Source organism: Lysinibacillus sp. FSL K6-4013, from assembly GCF_038630435.1.
GTDB lineage: Bacteria > Bacillota > Bacilli > Bacillales_A > Planococcaceae > Lysinibacillus > Lysinibacillus boronitolerans.
Map to the genome: position 1 here is coordinate 1,431,560 of NZ_CP152031.1, position 17,199 is coordinate 1,448,758.

Sequence of the window (17,199 nt, forward strand, 5' to 3'; positions counted from 1 at the left end):
AACTTATTACTTCAAAAAAAGAATATAAGTAAATCCTATTTAGAAGTTTATTGTAAAAATAGGCACTCTAAAATGAAATGCTTAGTGCTTTGGAATATTTGATCCACCTCTCTGCGAACAATCCCGCTGTACCTCGCTCATCAGCTTAATAACACTTTCTTAGAATTTGATATTTCTTTTAAAAGATACTATATCCGAAACAAGATAATTGAAAGAAATGAATTTATAGATTAGAATATTTTTATAGATTATCGATAATCTATAATCCATAATATATAACGCTTTTAGCTAATCACCCTATACACTGAACTATGTTAAAATAAAAAGATATAAATTTATTGGAGTGGTTTAATGGGGTTTGATGAAAATTCAATTTCAAAAAAAACAATTTCTGAGCAAATAGCTGAACGATTATTATTTCGTATATTTTCTGGTTACTATGAACAAGGTCAGCGCTTAATAGAGGCGGAAATTGCAAAGGAGTTACAAGTAAGTCATGCACCTGTCCGTGAGGCCCTTTATCTTTTACAAAAAGATGGTGTAGTTGAAAAAGTACAACATAAAGGTGTAAGAGTGAAGATTATAACGGATCAGGAATTAAAGGATTATTTGGAAGCGCTTTATCATCTATTGGATATTGCACTTACCAAGTGTGAATCTAAATGGACTGCCGATTTGCAAAATGAACTATTACATCGTTTTGAAGCGATGAAACAAAGAAAGTCTGCTGAAAATATTTATGAATATGTTGTTTCGTTTGCCCACTTGTTACAATTGTTTTTTGATGTTACAGGAAATATTGCGATGCTACGATTCTTTAAAGAAACAATATTTGTTACAAATGTAGCTGCACAAACAAAATGGAAGATGAATCTAGTTGAATCCTATCATATGTCCATCAATACTTTTATCAAGTGTATAGAAGTGTCGGATTTTGATCATGCACGAGTAGCTATTAAGGATGTTATTTTATGGTACCAATTTAAATAATTTTATGGGGGTAACATAAATGAAAGCTGCAGTTTGGCATGGTGTGAAAGATATTAGAGTTGAAGAGGTTGAATTACGCGCTTTAAGAGAAGAAGAAGTGAAAGTAAAAGTAGCGTGGGCTGGTATTTGCGGAAGTGATTTGCATGAATACGAAGAAGGTCCGGTTTTCGTACCAGTTGATGAAAAAGCTGATTTAACAGGTGAAGTTGCCCCACTTACAATGGGACATGAATTTGCTGGTATCATCGAAGAAGTTGGCTCTAAGGTTACTGACTTTAAGGCTGGGGATCGAGTTGTCATCAATCCTACATTAACATATAGAAAAAAACATGAAGAAGTCGATCGTTATGATGGATTTAACTTCATTGGCTTACATGGAAACGGTGGATTTGCGGAATATGTTAATGTCCCTGTAACGAATATACATCGATTAGCAGATAACTTAACATTACAAGATGGTGCATTGGTAGAACCAATGGCTGTTGCTGTACAAGCTGTCAAAGATGCTGGGGTTACATTAGGTGATTCTGTTGCTGTATTTGGGGCTGGACCTATTGGATTATTAACTGTCATCGCTGCAAAAGCATCCGGTGCTAGTAAAGTTATTGTATTAGATTTATCCGATGATCGATTAGAAAAGGCAAAAGAATTAGGTGCAACCCATGCTATTAATTCAGGGAAAGAAAATCCTGTACAAGCAGTTCGCGAGATTGTTGCAGATGGGGTTGATGTATCCTTTGAGGTTGCGGGGGTTGCCCCAACCTTTAAACAAGCAATTGATGTAACAAAACCTCGTGGTAACATGATGATTGTTTCGATTTTTGCAAGACCAATCGAATGGAATCCAATGCAACTTACAAACACAGGTGTTAATGTATTATCATCCATTGTTTATACACCGTCAATTTTCCAACGAACAATTGATGCAATGAGCGCTGGTCAACTAAATCCTCAAGGGATCATCACAAGTCAAATTGAATTAGATGAGATTGTTGAAAAAGGATTCAAAACGTTAACAAATGACAAAACACAATCTAAAATTTTAGTCGAGATAAGCGGAGAAAATTAATAAAATTGAGAGGAGTATGGCTGATGACAGCCATGCTCTTTTTTATAGTCTGGTGGAGCATGGAGTTTAAGAAAAAATGACAAAAGGAATCGAGAATGAACTTCTCGACTCTTTCAGTAACTTAATCTCTTTCTCTTGCCTGCTGTGTGTCTCTAATATTCTTTTGAACCGTGATGGATGCAAATAAACTTAGAACAAATGACATACCATAAAATCCTTTTTCGCTTAAAACAATACTTCCAGCATTATATAGCCCAATGCCCATTAATGAAATCGACACAATAAGTGCAACCCAACTAATACCATAATAAATATTCGTAACTGGTATTCCCTCTTCTTTATCTCTTACAGCTTTTTGTAAGGATATTGCTGAATAGAGTCCAAATACTAAAACAGCTAGGTAATATCCTTTTTCGTTTAGTTGCATCGTTGCATTAAACAAGCCTATAAAATAAGCCGTCACACCTACTAACAATGCTGCCCAGGAAGCCCCCTTGAAAGCAGCAGTAGGTTCTCCCTCTTTTCTTTCTACTTTAACTTTCGGATCAGGCTGTTTTTCCTTATCTAATGAAGACTCATTTTGATTAGACAATATCTTTCTCCTCCTTCTATCACTGTATAAAAACATTCTATCATTCTATAGGGAGGTTATGAGAATAGAAATTTCTCTAAATCTCGCTCTTCAATAATAAAAGTAATTCTCCTTAACGGAGGCTGCTTTAATTTGACTGTTATTTTGCTGGGGGTATAGCGTCAATATGGGTTCATCAAATCTGAAGGATCTGTCCTTCGTTGCAATGATTTTGATACAGATAAGAGCTAGGTGTATAGCTTTTTTTCATATTATTCAACTTGACAGCTAAATATGTTTAGGTCTGTGTGACTGCCTGAGTTACTTTGTTCACTGCTTTTTACAATTCGCGTCAACTATGAACGAATAATTAAAAATGGTTGATAAAGCTATGAACCATCGTTTATAGATAAAATAATCGGTAGTCCCAGTTTCCAACAATAAGTTAAGGAACATGAATTAGCCAAAGTTCATTAGACAGTCCGATCACTTAGAAAGCGATTGCGCCACTGTAACCAATTTTTTTACTCCTTCACTTAGCTGTTTTTCATTAGCATAAGAATAGCTTAAACGTATCCAGGATGATAGCTGTTTTAGTGGATCACAAACTTGACCTGGGACAAAGGATATCGATTGTTCGATACTTTTAGATAATAATAATTCAGTTGGAACATCATCTGGGAGCTGTACCCATAAATTCAGACCGCCTTTTGGGCTAATCCAACGCCAGCCTGTTACAGCTAGCTCCTCCTCCATAATTTCCTTCCGAATCTGCAGGGCGATCCGAATTTTCTCCAATTGTTGCTGCAATCTTAGTGAGGAGAAGTAATGGAGAAAAATTTTTTGGTTGAGAAGTGGTGAGCCATTATCAGCTAGCGATTTTTCTGTTAATAGTGATTTCATCAATGATGATGGACAAATAACAGTCGCAATTCTCAAACCAGGAGAGATATATTTGCAAAAGCTTCGGATATAAATGACTGTCCCAGCACTATCATATGTGTAAATCGGTGGAGGTGGGGCTTCATCAAAATAAATGTCGTGATAGGCATCGTCTTCAATTAATAGAAACCGATAGTGCTCAGCTAATTCTACTAACTTTTTGCGCTGCTCGATTGAAACCGTATAACCAGTAGGATTATGGAAGGTGGGGTTGAGATAAAATAGGCGAGGTTTGTATTGTTTAATATAGTATTCAACCTGTTCTAAATCGTAGCCCTCAGGATGGATATCCACGGTTACAATTTGTGCTCCTTGTGCGCTAAAAATATCAATCGCAGCACTATAGCTTGGACGTTCCAATAAAACGACGTCTCTTGGCTTAATAAAAGCTTGCGCAACTAAGTGAATGGCTTGCTGTGAGCCAGACGTTATTAACAGATCATCTGCACTGAGATGAGTTTTATACTGGTTGATAAAATATTGGGTAAGTGTTTCACGCAGCTCTAAATCACCTTGCACAGTGGAGTAGGTTGCCAGTACTTTTGGATAAAGGTCAAACACTTCCTTTACGTAATCAGAAAAATAATGATTTGGCAAAAGATTAGGATCAATCAATGCCTGAGAAAAGTGATAAGAAAAAGATGGTTGATGGATTTCGGATAAATGATTTTTTTTTACGTATGCTGAAATAATTGGATTCTCCTGATTTAGATATTCAAGATTTTTCGATACAGTTGATTGGACAAAATAGCCTGATTTATCTTTTACATAAACTTTGTCATGCTGTTTCAATAATTGATAAGCCTTTAAAACCGTTAGCCGATGAACATTCATTTCAGATGCTAATTGCCGGACGGAGGGAAGCTTTTCATCTTCTTTCCATTCTTTACGCTCTATTCTGTGCAGTACATTATCATAGATTTTCTTAAAAAGATAATCTTCATTTTGAATTGCTTTGCCCACATCGATCCCTCCTATTCAAAACGATTGTACCACGAACTGCTCTAATCTGTTCTATCCTTTTCAATCTGTTCTATCCTCCTTCTTTTATGATAGAAAAAGAGGAGGAGTATGATATGGTAATTTTTAATTATTTCTTTATGTGTTTGATTTTTGGGACAACATTTTTAGCAATTAAAGTTGGGGTTGATGCAGGAGTTCCTCCGTTTTTATCAGCTGGTCTTCGTTTTCTCATTGCTGGTTTACTACTATTTAGTTTTATGGTTTGGCGCAAAAAAACGACAATCCGGTTATTATTTCGGAAAGAAATGTTTTTTACAGGAGTGGGCTTAACCTTTGGAACGTTTGCCACATTATACTGGGCAGAACAGTATGTGACATCTGGAATCGCGGCTGTCTTATCTGCTACAGGTCCGATGATGATTATTGTGATTCAGACATTCCTATTGAAGCAAAAAGGAAATCGGAAATCATTTATTGGCTGTGTCGTCGGAGTCATTGGTGTTACGTTCTTAATCTTACCTAGTTTTGCAATTGAGATTAGTCCTCTCTGGATGGTTGGTTGTTTCGCTATTATTTTAGGTGAAGTTTTTTACGCATCTGGAACGATTTATACAAAGCATGTTATCCAAAAATTCGGAACAACATCCCCAATTGCTTTAAATGCAGCACAAATGATGCATGGAGGGATTTTATTAATCATTTTGTCACTTTTTACTGAGAACATTCAGCTTCATTATCTATTAAGTCCAGCTTCAATGGGTTCTCTTTTTTATTTGATTATTTTTGGTTCAATGATCGGTCACACTATTTATTATTGGCTTGTTTCACGAACAAATCCTGTTTTTCCGTCCACATGGCTGTATATCTCACCAGTAATTGCCGTTATATTAGGTGTTACCTTCTATCATGAATATATTTCGTGGCTAACAGGAATAGGTACTATGACAATTATTGTTGGAACGATTCTAGTCAATTTCGAAACGTTGAGAGAGTTGCTTTGGCGGAAGGGGACTGTTCTTCAGGATGTAAAAAATTAACTTGTTCCTGAATAATAAAATCTAATTATAAAGGGGAAGAAAATGAAAATTTCTAATGGAGTAGAGATTCTGGAGCTTGAATTTAATGGGGCCTTCATTCATCCAACGCTATTATGGGATCAGGAGATGGCTGTTTTAATTGATACTGGATGTTCAGGACAAATGGAAGATTTACGTATAGCAATGAATAAGGTAGGCGTGTCGTTCGACCAACTAAAAGTTGTGATATTGACACATCAGGATATCGATCATATAGGCAGTCTTCCTGAGATATTACAATATTGTGGAAGTCATATAAAAGTATATGCGCATGAATTAGATAAGCCCTATATTCAGGGGGAATTACCATTGTTGAAAGACGGGCATCTAGCAAATCCACCCAAGAGCAAAGTAGATGAGATCTTGAAAGACGGTCAAGAACTACCATATTGTGGGGGAATACGAGTTATCCATACACCAGGACATACGCCTGGCCATATCAGTTTATATTTAAAGCAAAGTAAAACGCTTGTTGCAGGCGATTCGATGTATAGTATAAATGGTACACTGGGAGGGATTCATGTTCCAACCACTTTGGATATAGAGGTTGCTCAACAATCTTTAAAGAAATATGCAGACCTAGACATTGAATCTGTGATTTGTTATCACGGTGGATTATGCAAGGTGGATATTAAAGAGCAGATTCAAAAGCTTTGAATTTTTAAAAAGATTGATTAAAGATGTAGGCTCCTTAGAATGCCAAGTGCTGGGAGGCTTGCTTGAATCGTAACAGGCAAGAATTCCGTTTTCTAGCACGAGTCAAAGGCTTGTCAAAATCTATTTTATTGTGAGTCAGCTCATGTTATAATGAGGCACTTAAGGTACTTATAACGGATGCCAGGAAAAGCCTCCGCAGAACGATCAAATATGGAGGTGTAAGTGAATGAATAAACGTTGGACGATTGGTGATATTCAGAAATTTGTTGAGAACAATTCAGAAAGTAAGTTGTTAACGACAGAATATCATGGTTTTTCTCAAAAGCTACTATTTAAATGTGCATGTGGTAGTAACTTTGAAAAAACATTTACAAAATTTAAAAATAAAAACCAACGAAAATGTGATGTATGCCAACCGCCAAAAGAGTCACGCTAAACATTTTGCGGCCGTTCATTAATCATATTAGTGAACATTAAAAACATCTCACTTCTATATTTTTTATAGAGGGAGGTGTTTTTTGATTGGATTATTACAGAATAAGATTGTAATATGCTGAAGAAAATTGAGAAAAAACATTCAATTTAACATACTTTAATAAAAAATACATAGAAAAAAGCCAAACCCTTTATATATGTGAGTTTTGGCTTTTTTTGTCATTTTCGCTACGGGAGAATTCCTTATGAACGAAAAAAAAGATTGTAAAATAACAATCAGTGATATATATTGGAGATTATGATTTTTTTCGACATCTCAAAATCATAAACAAAATTTCATCAAGACAAATTTTGAGAGGGAAGTGAATAATCAAGATGTATCTTTATCCCCTATTAGTAGTGATTGCAGCTAGTAGTTTTGGTATCGTTTCAACTATTATAAAACTGGCAATGCGTAGTGGCTTTTCTGTAGCTGAGGCAGTTACAAGTCAGTTTTTTATCGGGTTTTGTATAGCAGTATGTATTTCCTTAGTTACAAATAGATCAAACTTTAGCTTTAAAGGCGTTAAATTCCTTTTATTTGCAGGCTTGTTAACAGGGTTAACAAATATTTTATATGGTCATTCTTTAAACTTTTTGCCTGCGTCCTTAGCAGTAGTATTACTGTTTCAATTTACATGGATCGGTATGTTGATTTCTTGTATCACAAAACGACAATTTCCAAGCAGAATTGAATTCATCTCTTTAATTATATTAGTAGCTGGAACCATACCAGCCGCTGGTATAATTGATGTTGATTTGTCTCAAATACCTTTTCAAGGGTGGTTATGGGGTTTAGCAGCTGCTCTTTGTTACTCCTTATTTTTATATGTAAACGGAAAGACAACCGCAAGTATGACAACCTCCAACCGTTTAGTTTTGGTTTCTTTCTTTGCATTCATGACGACGGCGGCTTTTCAGTCTCCAGAAATTATTTGGAATGGCACCTTGTTTAACGAGGGACTGTGGATTTATGGTTTAGCATTAGGGTTATTTGGCATGATTATACCAGTTTTCTTATTCACAATTGCAGTGCCTAAAGTGGGATTAGGTATGTCATCCATATTGAGTGCTGTTGAATTGCCAATCGCGGTGATGGTATCCGTTATTCTCTTAAGCGAAACGGTTACAACTTTGCAAATAGCAGGTATCGTAACAATCGTTATCGGCATCAGCTTACCTACATTGCTTGATAAAGATGGATTGTTAAAAAACGTCAAAACGAAATACAAAAAATCCAGCAAAAAATTCGCCAAAGGATCTTCGATTTGAAGATCCTTTTTTTCATATCAATTAAGTAGTGCCATAACAAATGGATCCTTGGGCCCTCTCTATATTTTATATAACGACGTACTATTTTTTTGTTCATACTCCGTTCATATGGTTGTCATAGGCAGTACACCTTCATTGTATAAGCTATCCTTAATCACTATTTATATCGTACAAAAGCAAAGGAAATCGTTAAAAACTTTAGAGAATTTTTTTGAACAGAATAAACTGAAGTGATTCTCAACTGAGTGCAAAAGACCAATTATCAAACGATAGCCCTGATCAGCATTTTGTCATTGGATAGTATATCCCTCTGAACAGCAAGTATTTTAACTTGACCACAATTAGTTAATGAAACAACTAACCAGGCGCTTAAATGAGAACCTGGTCTTTTTTACTATTTGTGAACCCTATGTTTTAATGCCAATGTTTAGATCTCAGAACGGAAGTTGTTACCAAGGTTGCTACCCAAACCAAAATAATGACGAAAATTATAAATGAGAGGACTCCATTTATTAGGATCAATATGATTTTCTTCTATAATTATATCCTCATGGGCATGAACATGTATCGTTTGGGTCTCAACAATAGCAAAATTAGGAGAATAATCTGGGATGCGAATATGTTTACCTGGGCTTCGATTTGAATTGGACACTCCATAATTCGAGTAGGAATAACCGTTGTAGATCCAATAGGTGTTAAGCCACTACTATCAAGTTTCTCTTTTCTGAATGTAAAGCCAATCTGTTTCTTAAATTCTGGAACTGGATTTTTTCCTGTGTATGGAGCTAACTGTTCCACGTTCTCCCATAGAGAGGGGGCAGGAATATTAATGACACATTCAGGATGTCGCTCTAAATTTTCAATTGCTTTTCCACCAAGTCCAATGCCTAAGACAATACAGTCTCCTAATACCCAAGAAGAAGATAAAGGGCTAATATTCACTGTACCATCCTCATTTAACGTACTCAGTAAAATTACAGGAAATCCATAATATAAAATTTTAGGGTTTATTATTTTTGTATTTGGTATTTGTTTCATTATTTTCATTATAAGTTCCTCCCGCAAAATATTTTCACTATCAGAACCCATTGTAAAAGATAAATATTTCGACATTCATCGAAGTGTTGATTACAAACAATTGCCCCAACCTAAAAAACGATTGAGCAAAGATAAAGCTCACACTTTTCATTCTTCTACTAGATAGATATCCGTAGTTTTTCAGTTCGAATTTAAAGATTTATTTTTAATTAACAACGATAATCATTATCGATAATATTGAGATAGTGAGAGCCCCTAAACGATCTCCTTTTGTTGTTCCCAAACTTGAGCCTCGGTTATTCATGCATCAGTATTTTTCTTCTATACCATCCATTTAATCCAATTTCGCTAAAGATGAGTTCATCTATATAAGTAATTGCATATATTTGAATCCTGATGAAATTTAAGGAGTATAAAAATAAGCGTTTAAAGGAATTATTATTATATTAAAAAAATACTAGAACAAAATTGAAGAAAAAAATAGGTGTCTGTAATATTCATCCAAATGGATTGTTTTGTCGCACTTCAGCATAATGTTTCCTTATTTTAGAAATTTTTTATGAAAAGATTCCCTACATAGCCAATGTAGTATTAATATTACCTTATTTTTAGCGTTTATTTATTGGTAATGAAGTTATATTATTGTGTTGTAAAGCAAATTACAGTTTGATTGGGATATTTAATCATGGAAAATTTAGAAGATTGCTTTACATATAATTGGTTAAATTATTATTTGTGGGAACGATTTATACATATTTTTATAATTTTATAATTAAATAGCGCGATAATATTGTTCTCACAGAATAATATAATTTATTTAAATTCTGGAGGAATATACTATGACAAAACAAAACAAGGGTCGTAAATTTTTCGCAACTACAGCTACAGCAGCACTTGTAGCATCAGCAATCGTACCAGTAGCATCAGCTGCTGAATTTCAAGATGCAGCTAGCATTTCATCTTGGGCAAAAGAAGCTGTACAATTTTTAACTGATAAAGGCTACATCCAAGGCGATGAAAAAGGAAACTTCAACCCAGCTGGTACACTTACACGTGCAGAAGCTGCTGAAATTTTATCTAAAGCATTAGATTTAAAAGCTACGGGCACAGAAGATTTTTCTGATGTAAATGAAAATGACTGGTTCTATAACGCAGTACTTGCAACTTCACCAGAATTATTTGATGGTATGGGCAATGGTAAATTTGAGCCTAAAGCTCAATTAACAAGAGAACAAGCTGCTAAAGTGATCGTTCAAGGTTACCAATTAACAGGTAAAGCAGATCTTAGCCAATTTGCAGATGCTTCTAAAGCTTCTAAATGGGCTGTATCTTACTTAGAAACAGCTGTAGAAAATGGTGTAATCAATGGTAAAGGGTCATTATTAGCACCACAGGATAAAATCAGCCGTGAAGAATTCGCTACAATGGTAAAACGTACAATTGATGCAACAACTAAAGAGGTAACACCAGCTGTAGATTCTGTAAAAGGACTTAATGCAAAAGAATTGGAAGTGAAGTTCAATACAGCTGTTGATGCTAAAGATGCTGCAGTGACAGCGAAATATGCTATTGAAGGTGTAGCTATTACGAATGCAAAAGTATCTGAAGATGGAATGACTGTTACTTTAACAACTGATAAAGAGATTAAATTAACAAATGGCAAAGTGACTGTAAAGCCAATCAAAACAAAAGCAGATGCAAAAGTTCTAACAGAAGAGTTTAACAAATTGATCACATTTGCAGACACTACTCCTGTAAGTGTAAATACTGTTGAAGCAAAAGGTACTACAGCAGTTATCACTTTCGATGAGCTTGTACAAAGTGAAGGAACTGTAAGCTTAAATGGTGCTGAACTTGCTAAGGATCGCTACACTTTATCTGGTAAAACATTAACAATCAATGGTTTAACTGCTGAACAAACTTACAAAGTAGACATCGTTGGTGCAACTGACTTTGCTAATAATATTGCAAATCCGATTGCTGTTAACTTCACAGTTCTTAAAGCAGACGTTGATAACTCAAAACCAACTGTTTCAACAGCAGTAAACGGTACAGAAATCACTTTCGATTTCTCAGAAGAATTAAAGAAACAAGATTTTGTTGTTGATAAAGATAATACAGTTAAAGGGTATGCAAAAGTAACTGTTGGATCAACTGTTTTCTATTTAACAGATGCTGATATTAAAGATGCAGAGGATAAAACTGTATTTACAATTGATGCAAAAACTGCATTAGGTACTGCTACATTCATCAATACCAATGTTAAAGTAGAAGGTCAAAAAGATTTAGCTGGTAACGCTGGAGATGCATTTGAGTTCAATGCTATTCTTTCTAAAGATTTAACGCCTGCTACTTTAGTAGCTGTTTCTTCTAAAATGTTAGTGGCTGATGATGTAAATGCTACTACAGACGTAGATGCTTTATACCTTACTTTTAGTGAACCAGTAAAAGTAGATGGTAAATTAACAGTTAAAACTCAAAATGGTATTGCTTACACTACTGGGAAAGAAACAGCAGTAAAAGCTGTTGCTGGTTTCGATGTAGATGGTAACGGTAAAATCGAGGGTGCAGAGAAAAACACTGTAAAAGTGGACATTGATTTAGATAGCAATTCAACATACACATTTGAATTATCTGCTAAAGCAGTTTCAGATTTAGCTGGCAATGTAACTGCTGATACTGTTACTTTCAATGTAACAACAGGCGTATTTGAAGCTACACCTGAAACACCAACAGATTCATTAGTATTCGGAGCTACTCCAGTTGTTGTAACTGACAATAACGTATTCACAGTTGAGTATGCTAAAGATGTGACTGCAACAGCAACAAATCCTGCTAACTACACAATTGGAGGAAAAGAGCTACCTGCTGGCACTCAACTTCAATTTGTAGATGGTACTAAAAAAGTACGATTCACTTTACCAGAAGGTTCTATCACTGCTAATGGTAATTATGTACTTGAAGCTAAAAATGTAGTAGATACAAAAGGTAATACACTTAAAGGTGGAAAAGCTACAATTCTAGTAGCACTTAAAGAAAATATTGTGCCTGTAGCATCTAAAGTAACGGTAGTAGATAGCAAAACATTTACTGTTGACTTCACTGAAAGTATTGCTGACCAAGTTGCACCAACAGGTTTAACAGTTAAAATTGCTGGTTCAACTGTAGAGGTTGCTTCAGCTGCTGTAGCTAATGGTAAATTAACTGTGACAACTAAAGCGGATTACGCTTTAACGGATAGCATTGTAGTTGAATTCAAATCTACAAACTTAGTTGATGCTAATAACAACAAAGTAAAAGACGGTTCAATTGCAAAATAATTAAATCGTTCATTGAAATGCCCTGTGGAGAGGTCTCTACAGGGCTTTTTTAATTAGTTTCTTCTTATTAATAATGTATCCCTGAAGAAACCCAAATTTTTTTAAAATATAGCAAGGGTAAATAGGCTCTCAAAGAAATACATAGCCGGTTGACGGAAACTAATCGACAACAGGCTGTGTATATAGAACGGCTATTTGTAAGGGAATTTGCTTGGGATAGGACCAAAGGCAATCCAATGGTACTTAAAGAATCTGCCCATCAATAGTACGACCATCCATGGAACGAAGAGAGAAAAGATAAAGCCCCCAATGCTCCAAAGGTGATAGATAATACTATTACCGCCAGTACTTAATTGTCTATAAAGGAAAAGGAAAAATGGATGTAGTAGATAGATGCCAAATGATACTGTTCCTAGATTGATTAAGCCATTTACAATAGCTTGGTTCCATTTATCATAGATCCAGAAAGAAAGCTGTAATAAGACAATACAGGCTGTAAAAGATTGTAGCTGAAAAACTAGCTCAAATATGGTGCTGTTCACTAGATAGGTTTGTGATGAATAAACATAGAAATATAAATATACATTATATATCGTAGAACTTAGCCATATACACCACAAAAAAAGTATCGTGATAGGAAAATTTTCTTTTTTTAGTTGAAGCCATCCTTTGTATTTTTCAAAATAGATTCCTAAAAATGCCCCTGTTAAGAAATAAAAGAGATAAGAGAAAGCGATACTCCCTCTATAGGGATACTGCCAAAACTCCGCATTTAATAGAATAAAGACCCATTGAAGAGCAAAGCCAATCAAAATTATATGAGGAGATAGGGCTGGTTTTTTCTTTAAAATATATAGGAGTAATGGGAACAAAAGATAGAATTGGACAATAATAAAAATATAGTATAGATGGGTATACGCTTTGCCTAATAATAGTTTTTCCAGAAATTCGATACTAAATAGGGAGCGCCAAGTTTCTGCTAAATCATATATCACATAAAATTGCATCGCTACATAATAAAAGATAGAAAAAAAGAGGTAAGGAATGAGAATTTGTGTCACTCTTTTTTTATAAAAATTTTTAATAAGCTCCTTTGTTAAATCCTTTTGTATATAATTGTAAAATAATACAAATCCACTTAAGAAAATAAAAACAGGAACAGCGAATTTAGGGGAAATATTAAAAAATACATAAAATGGATATAGTTTTGAGTCACTAGATAAAGCCGTTACAGGGGTACTAGTAGAATGAATAAGAAGGACAGCTAGAATGGCGAATGCTCGTGTAATATTTAATTCATTAATATGTGCTCGCTTCATACGCTCATCTCCAAAATTTTAATTATAGTATTGAATTCCCAGAAAGCTGTCTACATACTCTATTGGTATGCTTGTTAGTACTAATTTAGACAAGCTTAGGTGCCTAAATTTGTCTAAAGGAAACAGGTGGGTCGTTCATGAGTTACTATAAAGCGCATATATGTCAGGGAGATGTCAACCATAAAAAAAGCTACCACGCTCGCTATGCGTAGTAGCTTATTTGACAACTAGAATTATTTTCTGGGAAATACAATGGAGAAGGAGGCTTGATGAAACTCCTTATAATGTAACAAGGATTCTGCCCCTTGCTTGACCCTTCAGTAAGATAGGTAAAACATCAGGAAGTTGTTGTAGTGTTACCTCTTGCTGAATGAAATCATTAAGGTTTGCTGGTTTGAAATCAGTCGCTAATCGATGCCAAATGTTCAATCGAATGTCCATTGGGCAATAAACAGAATCAACTCCAAGTAAACTCACGCCTCTTAAAATGAAGGGAAATACACTTGTAGGAAGCTGTGTACCTGCTGTTAAACCACTACTTGCAACAGCCCCACCATATTGAATTTGGCTTAATAAAGAGGCAAGTGGCTCTCCACCAACAGAATCTACAGCAGCAGCCCATTTTTGTTTTCCTAATGCTCTAATCTTTCCATCATAAACCTCTTCACGATTTACTATTGTAGTAGCTCCGAGTGATTGTAAATATTCATGTTCAGATTCTTTTCCTGTGCTCGCTTCAACTTGATAACCCAGTGTTGAAAGAATAGAGACAGCAAAGCTACCTACACCACCAGTAGCCCCTGTCACAAGAATTTTTCCCTTTTCAGGATGAATACCATTTTCCTCTAACTTTTGAACAGATAATGCAGCTGTAAATCCTGCAGTACCAATTACCATAGCCTCTTTGAGGGAAAGTCCTTTTGGAAGCGGTACAATCCATTGTGCTGGAATGCGAGCATATTCACTAAAACCACCAAAATGAGAGACACCTATTTCATAGCTAGTCGCGATGACCTCATCACCAATTTTAAAGCGAGAATCCTCAGAAGAAACAACAGTCCCAGCTAAATCAATGCCAGGAACAAAAGGATAAGACGTAACGATTTTACCATCAGGAATAGAGGCAAGACTATCTTTATAATTAATACCTGAATAACTAACTTTAATTAAAACCTCACCTTTTGGTAGATCTTCTAAAGTTAACTCGTTCACTTTCACTGTAAATGCATCGTCTTTATTGACTACTAACGCACTAAAATTTTCTACCGTCATCGTAAACGTCCCCCTATAATTTTATTCCATTAAACAGTAACAAAATTATTCTGACCGGTCAACATAAAATTGGATTGTTGCTACTCTTCATGTATAATAACTTCTATCAAATCATCGGAGGCTCCTATGAAAAAGAAAGAGGAAGAACGTAAAAAACAGATTATGAAAGCAGCCTTTAACGCTGTTTCACAATTAGGGTATGATAAGGTTACACTACAAGACATAGCCAATCATGCCAGTGTCTCAAAAGGGGTAGTTCACTACTACTTTACAAGCAAACAAAACATTTTATTAGAATTACTGGAATCCACTACGAGCAAAATCTACAGCTATGAAATACAAGAAATAGGCAAGCATCAAACAGCTATAGACAAGCTCCAGGCCTACTTAAATGCTGTTTTTGTATCCCCTATAGAAAATAAAAAATTTTACAGCGTTTATTTAGATTTTTTAGCTCAGGCAAATAGCAATGAAGAGTACAAAAAAATTAACTTAAAATTTTATGAGAATTGCTGGAGAATTGGACAAGAAATTATTGAATTAGGAAAAAGTGAAGGGGTTTTTAGTCCAGACATTCATTCCTTAACCTATGCAAAAATGATGAGGGCAATAATTGATGGTTCATTAATCCAGTGGTTAACCTGCGATTTAGAAGAACAACATAAATTTTATAAAGAAACCTGTTTGAATAGTATTGTGCGATTATTAAAATAGGTGATTGAAAAGCCTTATTACTATTGTAGTAAGGCTTTTTTTGCCGTAAAAAAGAAGAAAAATTGGATGGTTTTAGAGATTATTTATTAATATATAGCATTTATAGATAAAATTACCGACGAAATTTTCGGAAAAAACTATAAAAAAAGAACAGTTTTAATATTTTGTTTAGTAATTTCTTACAAAAAAACACGTTTAAAAGGAAAAAAATGTTTTGTTATGCATTGAAATAGCGTTTATGCATTCGTTTATACAGGAATAAATCTATGTTTTTAATAATTTAAACTGTATAAAAATTTAAAAAAATGTCGAGTTGAGTCAATGTTGCAAATTCTTTATACTGTGAAAGTAATTAGTGGAGAGGAGAAAACATCATGAATAAAGAAGTGACAATTATTGGGGTGCCCATGGATTTAGGTCAAACAAGAAGAGGCGTAGATATGGGACCAAGTGCTATCAGATATGCGGGGGTAACTGAACGACTTGAGGGCCTTGGTTATTCGATTTATGACGAAGGAGATTTAACTATTGACTTCGTACACGAAGATAAAGACGCAGAAGGAAAGACAAACTTAAAAAATTTAAAAACTGTCACAGAAAGTAACGAGAAGCTAGGCCAAAAAGTAGACCATGAAATTTCTTTAAACCGTTTTCCTTTAGTATTAGGTGGAGATCATAGTATTGCTATTGGAACATTAGCAGGAGTTTCCAAGCATTATGAGAATCTAGGGGTCATTTGGTATGATGCCCATGGCGATTTAAATACTGGTGAAACATCTCCTTCAGGAAATATCCATGGCATGTCTTTAGCTGTAAGCTTAGGCCTTGGGCATCCAGCACTTACAAATATCGGAGGCTATGCTCCAAAGGTAAAGCCTGAAAACGTTGTTATTATTGGTGCTCGTGATTTAGATCCAGGAGAAAAAAAACTTATTAAGGAAATTGGTATTAAAGTATACACGATGCATGAAATTGATCGTTTAGGAATGACGAAAGTGATGTCAGAAACGATTGACTATTTAAAGGAGCGTACAGACGGTGTTCACCTATCATTAGATTTAGATGGACTTGATCCAAATGATGCACCAGGTGTAGGTACGCCCGTAGCAGGTGGTATTAGCTATCGTGAAAGTCATTTGGCTATGGAAATGCTGTCAGAAGCAAATATTATTACTTCAGCAGAATTTGTTGAAACTAACCCAGTATTAGATCAATACAATAAAACGGCTATTGCTGCAGTAGCTTTAATCAGCTCACTATTTGGCGATACATTACTTTAAGCCATGAATAGAAGTCATTTTGTATCCCAAAAGGAAGAACTTTCTTAAAAAATTAGGTCGCGACAACCAACTATAAGAAAGTAGCTCTCCCTATAGTCAGTTTACAATACAATTTAGCTAATCAATAGCCTTTATTTTGTCAGAAAATTGACAGTTCATAAAATATATAAAACAGTTTATCTATTAATCATTCAAATTTTAGATTGTTATCTGTTTTGCACGAAAAAAAGAAAGTGCTTACA

At 34.9% G+C, this 17,199-nt stretch carries 13 protein-coding genes and 1 pseudogene; 9 read left to right on the forward strand and 5 right to left on the reverse strand.

What is annotated here, in order from left to right; translation table 11 throughout:
- Nucleotides 1–351: 351 nt before the first annotated feature.
- Nucleotides 352–990, forward strand: a complete 639-nt coding sequence (locus MHB39_RS06850; protein ID WP_036080013.1) for a GntR family transcriptional regulator — start codon at nt 352–354, stop codon at nt 988–990.
- A gap of 19 nt (nt 991–1,009) precedes the next feature.
- Nucleotides 1,010–2,059 (forward strand): 2,3-butanediol dehydrogenase, encoded by a 1,050-nt coding sequence (locus tag MHB39_RS06855; RefSeq protein ID WP_342546061.1) that lies wholly within the window; start codon nt 1,010–1,012, stop codon nt 2,057–2,059.
- A gap of 121 nt (nt 2,060–2,180) precedes the next feature.
- Here MHB39_RS06855 and yiaA read toward each other — a convergent pair whose 3' ends face one another.
- Nucleotides 2,181–2,651: an inner membrane protein YiaA gene (yiaA, locus tag MHB39_RS06860; RefSeq protein WP_016994835.1), complete on the reverse strand. Its 471-nt coding sequence runs from the start codon at nt 2,649–2,651 to the stop codon at nt 2,181–2,183.
- Nucleotides 2,652–3,116: 465 nt separating this feature from the next.
- Nucleotides 3,117–4,535 carry a PLP-dependent aminotransferase family protein gene (locus MHB39_RS06865; protein WP_342546062.1) on the reverse strand — a complete coding sequence of 473 codons (1,419 nt, stop codon included), beginning with the start codon at nt 4,533–4,535 and terminating at the stop codon, nt 3,117–3,119.
- A 113-nt stretch (nt 4,536–4,648) separates the two neighbouring features.
- Here MHB39_RS06865 and MHB39_RS06870 point away from each other — a divergent pair, with 113 nt between their 5' ends.
- From MHB39_RS06870 to MHB39_RS06885, 4 genes are all read left to right on the forward strand, one after another.
- Nucleotides 4,649–5,572: an EamA family transporter gene (locus tag MHB39_RS06870; RefSeq protein ID WP_339280695.1), complete on the forward strand. Its 924-nt coding sequence runs from the start codon at nt 4,649–4,651 to the stop codon at nt 5,570–5,572.
- 42 nt (nt 5,573–5,614) lie between these two features.
- Complete coding sequence (locus MHB39_RS06875; protein WP_342546063.1) at nt 5,615–6,268, forward strand: MBL fold metallo-hydrolase; 654 nt, start codon at nt 5,615–5,617, stop codon at nt 6,266–6,268.
- A 226-nt stretch (nt 6,269–6,494) separates the two neighbouring features.
- On the forward strand, nt 6,495–6,704 hold the full coding sequence (locus MHB39_RS06880) for a hypothetical protein (RefSeq protein WP_016994831.1): 210 nt from the start codon (nt 6,495–6,497) through the stop codon (nt 6,702–6,704).
- 374 nt (nt 6,705–7,078) lie between these two features.
- The gene (locus MHB39_RS06885) at nt 7,079–8,014 is read left to right on the forward strand and encodes a DMT family transporter (RefSeq protein WP_342546064.1); all 936 of its coding nucleotides are present in this window, start codon (nt 7,079–7,081) and stop codon (nt 8,012–8,014) included.
- A 427-nt stretch (nt 8,015–8,441) separates the two neighbouring features.
- Here the strand turns inward: MHB39_RS06885 and MHB39_RS06890 are convergent.
- A pseudogene (locus MHB39_RS06890) lies at nt 8,442–9,061 on the reverse strand (flavin reductase family protein).
- A gap of 830 nt (nt 9,062–9,891) precedes the next feature.
- On the opposite strand from MHB39_RS06890, the gene MHB39_RS06895 reads away from it, so the two are divergent.
- Nucleotides 9,892–12,372, forward strand: coding sequence for an S-layer homology domain-containing protein (locus MHB39_RS06895; RefSeq protein ID WP_342546066.1), 2,481 nt, complete (start codon nt 9,892–9,894; stop codon nt 12,370–12,372).
- Between the two features lie 191 nt (nt 12,373–12,563).
- Here MHB39_RS06895 and MHB39_RS06900 read toward each other — a convergent pair whose 3' ends face one another.
- Nucleotides 12,564–13,691: an acyltransferase gene (locus MHB39_RS06900; protein ID WP_342546067.1), complete on the reverse strand. Its 1,128-nt coding sequence runs from the start codon at nt 13,689–13,691 to the stop codon at nt 12,564–12,566.
- Nucleotides 13,692–13,970: 279 nt separating this feature from the next.
- Nucleotides 13,971–14,963 carry an acryloyl-CoA reductase gene (locus tag MHB39_RS06905; protein WP_339280699.1) on the reverse strand — a complete coding sequence of 331 codons (993 nt, stop codon included), beginning with the start codon at nt 14,961–14,963 and terminating at the stop codon, nt 13,971–13,973.
- A 126-nt stretch (nt 14,964–15,089) separates the two neighbouring features.
- On the opposite strand from MHB39_RS06905, the gene MHB39_RS06910 reads away from it, so the two are divergent.
- Entirely contained in the window at nt 15,090–15,677 is a 588-nt protein-coding gene (locus MHB39_RS06910; RefSeq protein ID WP_016994825.1) for a TetR/AcrR family transcriptional regulator, read from the forward strand.
- 374 nt (nt 15,678–16,051) lie between these two features.
- Nucleotides 16,052–16,957, forward strand: coding sequence for an arginase (gene rocF, locus MHB39_RS06915; protein WP_036079979.1), 906 nt, complete (start codon nt 16,052–16,054; stop codon nt 16,955–16,957).
- Nucleotides 16,958–17,199 lie beyond the last annotated feature (242 nt).

Excerpts from the sequence above, each read along its gene's own strand:
- MHB39_RS06875 (WP_342546063.1), top strand. The coding sequence starts at position 5,615 with ATGAAAATTTCTAATGGAGTAGAGATTCTGGAGCTTGAATTTAATGGG.
- MHB39_RS06905 (WP_339280699.1), bottom strand. The coding sequence starts at position 14,963 with ATGACGGTAGAAAATTTTAGTGCGTTAGTAGTCAATAAAGACGATGCA.
- MHB39_RS06870 (WP_339280695.1), top strand. The coding sequence starts at position 4,649 with ATGGTAATTTTTAATTATTTCTTTATGTGTTTGATTTTTGGGACAACA.
- MHB39_RS06880 (WP_016994831.1), top strand. The coding sequence starts at position 6,495 with ATGAATAAACGTTGGACGATTGGTGATATTCAGAAATTTGTTGAGAAC.
- MHB39_RS06900 (WP_342546067.1), bottom strand. The coding sequence starts at position 13,691 with ATGAAGCGAGCACATATTAATGAATTAAATATTACACGAGCATTCGCC.
- MHB39_RS06895 (WP_342546066.1), top strand. The coding sequence starts at position 9,892 with ATGACAAAACAAAACAAGGGTCGTAAATTTTTCGCAACTACAGCTACA.
- MHB39_RS06850 (WP_036080013.1), top strand. The coding sequence starts at position 352 with ATGGGGTTTGATGAAAATTCAATTTCAAAAAAAACAATTTCTGAGCAA.
- MHB39_RS06885 (WP_342546064.1), top strand. The coding sequence starts at position 7,079 with ATGTATCTTTATCCCCTATTAGTAGTGATTGCAGCTAGTAGTTTTGGT.
- MHB39_RS06855 (WP_342546061.1), top strand. The coding sequence starts at position 1,010 with ATGAAAGCTGCAGTTTGGCATGGTGTGAAAGATATTAGAGTTGAAGAG.
- MHB39_RS06910 (WP_016994825.1), top strand. The coding sequence starts at position 15,090 with ATGAAAAAGAAAGAGGAAGAACGTAAAAAACAGATTATGAAAGCAGCC.
- rocF (WP_036079979.1), top strand. The coding sequence starts at position 16,052 with ATGAATAAAGAAGTGACAATTATTGGGGTGCCCATGGATTTAGGTCAA.